Genomic DNA, 6055 nt, shown 5'->3' with positions numbered 1-6055 from the left:
GTGCGCCTTCCGTGGATCGCTCCTGCGGAAGGCGCACGCCGGGGCGTCACCGCCTAGATGTCGTAGTAGAGCTCGAACTCGCGCGGGTGCGGGCGCAGGCGCAGGGAGTCGATCTCCTCGGTGCGCTTGAAGTCCACGTAGGTCTCGATGAGGTCCTTGGTGAACACGCCGCCCTCGAGCAGGAACTCGTGGTCGGCCTCCAGCGCCAGCAGGGCGTCGTCGAGCGAGGCCGGGACGGTCTTGATGGCCGAGGCCTCCGCCGGGGGCAGCTCGTAGAGGTCCTTGTCGACCGGCTCCGGCGGCTCGATCTTGTTCTTGATGCCGTCGATCCCGGCCATCAGCATGGCGGAGAAGGCCAGGTACGGGTTGGCCGACGGGTCCGGCACGCGGAACTCGATGCGCTTGGCCTTCGGGTTGGAGCCCGTGAGCGGCAGGCGGATGCAGGCGGAGCGGTTGCGCTGGCTGTAGACGAGGTTGATGGGGGCCTCGTAGCCGGGCACCAGGCGGTGGTAGGAGTTCACCGTCGGGTTGGTGAAGGCGAGCAGGGCGTCGGCGTGCTTGAGCAGGCCGCCGATGTAGTAGCGCGCGGTGTCGGAGAGCTGGCCGTAGCCCGACTCGTCGAAGAAGAGCGGCTCGCCGTCCTTCCACAGGCTCTGGTGGCAGTGCATGCCGGAGCCGTTGTCGCCGAACAGCGGCTTGGGCATGAACGTGGCCGTCTTGCCCGCCTCGTTGGCGACGTTCTTGACGATGTACTTGTACAGCTGCACCTTGTCGGCCTGCTGGAGCAGCGTGCCGAACCTGATGCCGATCTCGGCCTGGCCGGCGGTGCCGACCTCGTGGTGCTGGAGCTCGACGTCGATGCCCGCGTCGATCAGCGTCTGCACCATGTCGGAGCGCAGGTCGCTGTAGTGGTCGACCGGCTCGACCGGGAAGTAGCCGCCCTTGTACCGGGGACGGTAGCCGCGGTTGCCGCCCTCGATCGCGGAGCCCGTGTTCCAGGCGCCCTCGATGGAGTCGATCTCGTAGTAGCCGGTGTTGGAGCGCGTCTCGAACTTGACGTCGTCGAAGATGTAGAACTCGGCCTCGGGGCCGAAGAAGGCGGTGTCCGCGACCCCGGAGCCCTTGAGGTAGGCCTCGGCCTTGCGGGCGACGTTGCGCGGGTCCCGGCTGTAGGACTCCAGCGTCAGCGGGTCGTGGACGAAGAACGTCATGTTCAGCGTCTTGTGCTTGCGGAACGGGTCCAGGACGCCGGTGCTCAGGTCGGGCAGCAGCAGCATGTCGGACTCGTGGATGGCCTGGAAGCCGCGGATCGAGGACCCGTCGAACATCTGGCCGTCGGTGAACGTCGAGGCGTCGACGTTCGAGGTCGGGAGGGTGACGTGGTTGACGCCCCCGAACAGGTCCGTGAATCGGACATCGAGGAACTTGACGTCCTCGTCCCGGATGTAGGCGAGCACCTCGTCGACGCTGCTGAACAAAACGAACCTCCGTGCAGGTGTCTGAGACGATGGGACCGGAGCCCGCTCCATCGCGGACACGTCGGATCACGCGCCGTCTCCCGGCTTCGTCAACGAAGCTAGGAGCGCGTGATTTCCGTGCCATGTCTCTATTGTTTCCTGCATGTTACGGAGCCAGGCGTTTTCGCAGACCAACCAGCCTGACCCGGTGATTCCACCGCTCGGGGTGCGAAATCGGGACACACGGAACGGGTGGTTGTGGTCCGGGCCACGCGTGTCCGTCGCCCTGCTCACGCCCCGTCCCGCCGTCCCGCGGACCGGTCCCTCCACCGGGTGGATACCGTGGATGCCATGAGCGACGAGAGCCGGGGCGGCGCCGCCGGGGCCATCCACGAGGACGACTTCCAGTACCGGGGGAACCGCCTCGGCCTGCCGGAGGAGGGGTCCGGTTCCGTCCCCGGCGTCATCAGGCGCCTCGTCGGCCTCGCCCTGGACTGGTGCCTGGCCCTCATGATCGCCTGGGGCCTCTACCGCCTGGGCGTCGTCGGAGCGGGCGCCGCCTCCCAGGAGGAGGTCGTCCCGATGCTCAGCAACACCGCCCTGGTGGTCTTCGCCGTGGTGAGCATCCTCCTCCTCACCCTCTTCGGCACCACCGTCGGGCGCCGACTCGTCGGCGTCGGCATCACCGCCACCGGTGAGCGCTCCTGGCCGTGGTTCGTGTCGATGACCGTGCGCACGGTCCTGCTGTGCCTGGTCATCCCGGCCGTGATCTACGACCGGGACACCCGCGGGCTGCACGACCGCGCCGCGGGTACGGTGGCGACGCGTTACTGAGTCCTCACTGAGAGGAACCGGTCCCACCGGACAGCCGGAACGGCTGTACGGACAGGGCTTCCGCTGCTGTTAGCATCCGTTCATCGCTTTCCCCGGGGACGGTCGCGACCCTCACGGTGTCCTGCCCCCGCACCTCCCCCCACGTCTCATCGCACCCTCCGAAGGTTCGCATGGCTGGAAGACGCTCCACTCCCCGCCCCTCGGGCGCGCTCGGTGCCGTGCGGATGTCCGCAGGACAGTGGGTCGCCTGCGCCGCCACCGCCCTCGCCGTCGTCGTCAGCCTGGGAGGCTACGGCTGGTACCAGGGCATCGTCGGCAACATCACCACCACGCAGGTGGACACGACGTGGGACCGCCCCACCAGCGTCGAGGGCGTGATGAACCTGCTCATCATCGGCTCCGACGTCCGCTCGGGGGAGAACGCCGACTACGGCGAGGCGGAGGGCGAGCGGCCCGACACGATGCTCATCGCCAGCATCAACGTCGACAACGGGGCGGCCACCCTCGTGAACCTGCCCCGCGACCTGGTCGTCGACCTGCCCGCGTGCGAGGCGGTCGAGGGGTACGAGGGGATGTCGCCGCACAGCGGCATGATCAACTCCGCGATGACCTTCGGCGGTATCGGCTGCCAGTGGCAGGCCGTCGAGAACGCGACCGACGTGCACCTCGACCACTTCGTCATGATGGACTTCACCGGGTTCAAGGACATGGTCGACGCCATCGGCGGCGTGGAGATGTGCATCCCCGAGCCCGTGGACGACCCCAAGGCCCACCTGGTCCTGGACGCCGGGCTCCAGACCCTGGACGGCGAGGACTCTCTCGGGTTCGTGCGCTCCCGCTACGCGCAGGGCGACGGCGGCGACCTGTCCCGCATCGACCGCCAGCAGGAGTTCATGGGCGCGATGCTGCGCCAGGTGCTCAGCAGCGAGGTCATGACCAGCCCGGTCACCATCACCAACTTCCTCGGCGCCGTCACCGACTCGGTCACCACCGACGACGAGCTCACCGTCGACACCATGACCGACCTCGCCATCTCCATGCGCGAGGTCGACCTCCAGCGCATCCAGTTCGTGACGGTCCCCAACGGCCAGCACCCCGCCGACCCCAACCGCCTGGTCATGAGCGACGAGGCCCCCGCCCTGTTCGAGGCGATCAACGCCGGCGCCGACCTGGCGGGCGGCGGGGAGGACGGCGGCGGTGAGTCCGAGGGGGAGTCGGAGGGGGAGGCCGAGCAGGGCCCGGCCCCCGAGGACGTCTCCGTGGAGATCCTCAACAACGCGGGCGTCGACGGCCTTGCCCTGGAGGTGCAGGCGGTCCTCGCCGGAGAGGGCTACACGGTCACCGGCACGGGCAACCCGGTCGCCCGGTTCCCCGAGGCCACGACGGTGTACCACGCCCCCGGCGAGGAGGCCGCGGCCGAGATGCTGGCCGGGTCCATGGAGTCCGCGGTCACCGAGGAGGCCGAGGGCCTCTCCCAGACCCTTGAGCTGGTCCTGGCCCCCGACTGGGCCGGGTTCGCCGACGGGGCCTCCTCCGCGCCGGAGGTCTCGGTCACCGACGACCTCGGCGGCATCACCGCGGAGGAGACGGAGAGCGCCTGCTGATCCGGACCTCCGAGCCGGATACGATCTGACACGGTGCGTACCCTTCCGGTACCATCCGGCCGTTACGTCCGCGTCGCCCCGCGCCCTCCGCGCGGTGCTCTCCTCCGAGCGGACCCGCCCTTGTCCCATACCGGATCGCAGGTGCCCTCTTGGCTCCCAGAAACGTGTCTTCGGCCCTCGCCGCGAGGATGAGTCTCGGTCAGTGGGTCGCGTGCGGGGTGACCGGAGTGCTCATAGCGACGAGCCTGACCGCCTACGCGGGGTACCGGGACGCCCTCAGCATCGCCACCGAGGAGATCAACACCGACGCCTGGGGGGACCGCCCCAGCCAGGTGGACGGCATCCACAACATCCTCCTGCTCGGCACCGACGAGCGCGCGGGGGAGGACGCCTCCTACAACGAGCTGAACGGCATCCGGCCCGACGTGCTGGTCGTGGTGAGCATCGACGTGGACCGGGGCGGGGTGACCATGGTCAACATGCCGCGCGACCTCATCATCGAGATGCCCGACTGCGCGCCCAACGGCGAGGCGCCGGGGGTGACCGCCGGGACGGTGGACCAGCTCAACCACGCCATGACCTACGGCGGCATGGACTGCCAGGGCAACACCGTGGAGACGCTCACCGGCATCCACCTCGACCACATGGTGATGGTCGACTTCGCCGGGTTCCAGAACATCGTCGACTCCGTCGGCGGCATCGAGATGTGCGTCCCCGAACCGATCGACGACCCCAAGGCCCACCTGCGGCTGGACGCCGGGATGCAGACCCTGAACGGCGAGCAGGCCCTCGGCCTGGCGCGGTCCCGGGACAGCACCGAGCAGGGCAGCGACCTGAACAGGATCGAGAACCAGCAGCGGATGATCGGCGCGATCCTGCGCGAGGTCACCGGCGGCGACATCCTGAGCAGCCCGACCACCCTCTACGACTTCATCGGCTCGGTCACCGACAGCATGGTGACCGACGACGGCCTGACCACCGACAAGATGGCCGAACTGGCCATCGCCATGCGCCAGGTGGACCTCGGGCGGATGAACATGGTGACGGTCCCGGTCGTCGACGCCCCCAGCGACCCGAACAAGGTCGCGTTCCAGCAGCCCGCCGCCGACGAGCTCTTCGCCTCGGTGGCCTCCGGCGAGGTGCTGGAGGAGGAAGAGGAGGAGGCCGCCCCGGAGGAGGCGGAGGAGGAGGCCCCCGTCGAGCCGGGGGACGTCTCCGTCCGGGTCCTCAACGGCACGGGCGTCGACGGGCTGGGGAGCCAGGTCGAGCAGCGCCTCCTGGAGGGCGGCTTCGTCGTCACCGGGACGGGCAACCCCGGGGCGCGGCAGCCGACCGCCACCACGGTCTACCACGGCCCCGGCCAGGCCGCGCACGCCGAGGAGCTCGCCTCGGTGCTCTCCGCCGCCCAGATCGAGGAGGTCCCCGACCTCGGGACGGAGCTGGAGCTGGTGATGGGCGCCGACGACTGGGGCCCCATCACCTTCGGGGGCGACGGCGGGGGCGGCAGCGGCGCCCTCGCTGAGCTGGAGGGCACCTCGGCCGCCGACGACACGGTCTCCTGCGAGTAGGCCCCGGAACGGCGGCGCTGCCGCGTCGAGGGGCCCCGTCGGCGCCTGTCCGGTGCCGACGGGGCCTCGTCGTGTTCCGGGCCGGTCCGGGAGGGCCGTTCGCGTCGCCGGGGGCGAGCCCCGTCCGAGGCGGTGCGCGACGGGCCCCTCCGGACCGCCGCCCCGGGCCCGGACGGGTTCGACGTCGGGTCGGACCCGATCGGTGAGGGCGGCGTCTGCCTCGTCCACCTCTTCACCGGCTTCCTCACGGCCGCGTCGGCGGAGGTCCTCCGCAAGGGCGCCGGGAGGCGCCGGGACGTCGGGGGACCGGTCCGACGCCCCCGAAAAGGACGACGGCGTCCGCGTGCGCCTGGACGAGCTTTCGGCCCGACGCGGTACGACCCTCACCGGGCCCGCCGAACGAGTCGGTGGCACCGGCGTCGACCCGTCCGTGCCCGAGAACGACCGGGCGGGGGCGATCCGCTTCCCCACCCGTGCCGCACTGGGCCGGGGGCTCGCCTGCCGGGAGGGGGCCTGCGGGCCGCGCCGGGGCGGGCGGGAAGCGGCACGGCCGCGCACGCGAACGGGGGCCGCCGCACCTGTCGGTGCGACG

The 6055-nt window shown here is 70.5% G+C and carries 4 protein-coding genes; 3 read left to right on the top strand and 1 reads right to left on the bottom strand.

Going from position 1 to position 6055, the window contains the following annotated elements:
- Window positions 1-53 precede the first annotated feature (53 nt).
- The gene (gene glnA, locus ACWGL3_RS30415; RefSeq protein ID WP_267948847.1) at window positions 54-1478 is read right to left on the bottom strand and encodes a type I glutamate--ammonia ligase; all 1425 of its coding nucleotides are present in this window, start codon (window positions 1476-1478) and stop codon (window positions 54-56) included.
- A 330-nt stretch (window positions 1479-1808) separates the two neighbouring features.
- On the opposite strand from glnA, the gene ACWGL3_RS30410 reads away from it, so the two are divergent.
- From ACWGL3_RS30410 to ACWGL3_RS30400, 3 genes are all read left to right on the top strand, one after another.
- Window positions 1809-2291, top strand: coding sequence for an RDD family protein (locus ACWGL3_RS30410; RefSeq protein ID WP_267948848.1), 483 nt, complete (start codon window positions 1809-1811; stop codon window positions 2289-2291).
- A 170-nt stretch (window positions 2292-2461) separates the two neighbouring features.
- Window positions 2462-3895: an LCP family protein gene (locus tag ACWGL3_RS30405; RefSeq protein ID WP_267948849.1), complete on the top strand. Its 1434-nt coding sequence runs from the start codon at window positions 2462-2464 to the stop codon at window positions 3893-3895.
- Window positions 3896-4083: 188 nt separating this feature from the next.
- On the top strand, window positions 4084-5463 hold the full coding sequence (locus tag ACWGL3_RS30400; protein ID WP_452462086.1) for an LCP family protein: 1380 nt from the start codon (window positions 4084-4086) through the stop codon (window positions 5461-5463).
- The last annotated feature ends 592 nt before the right edge of the window (window positions 5464-6055 follow it).

This window comes from Nocardiopsis sp. NPDC055824 (assembly GCF_053616335.1).
This window is presented reverse-complemented; position numbering and strand designations above follow the sequence as displayed.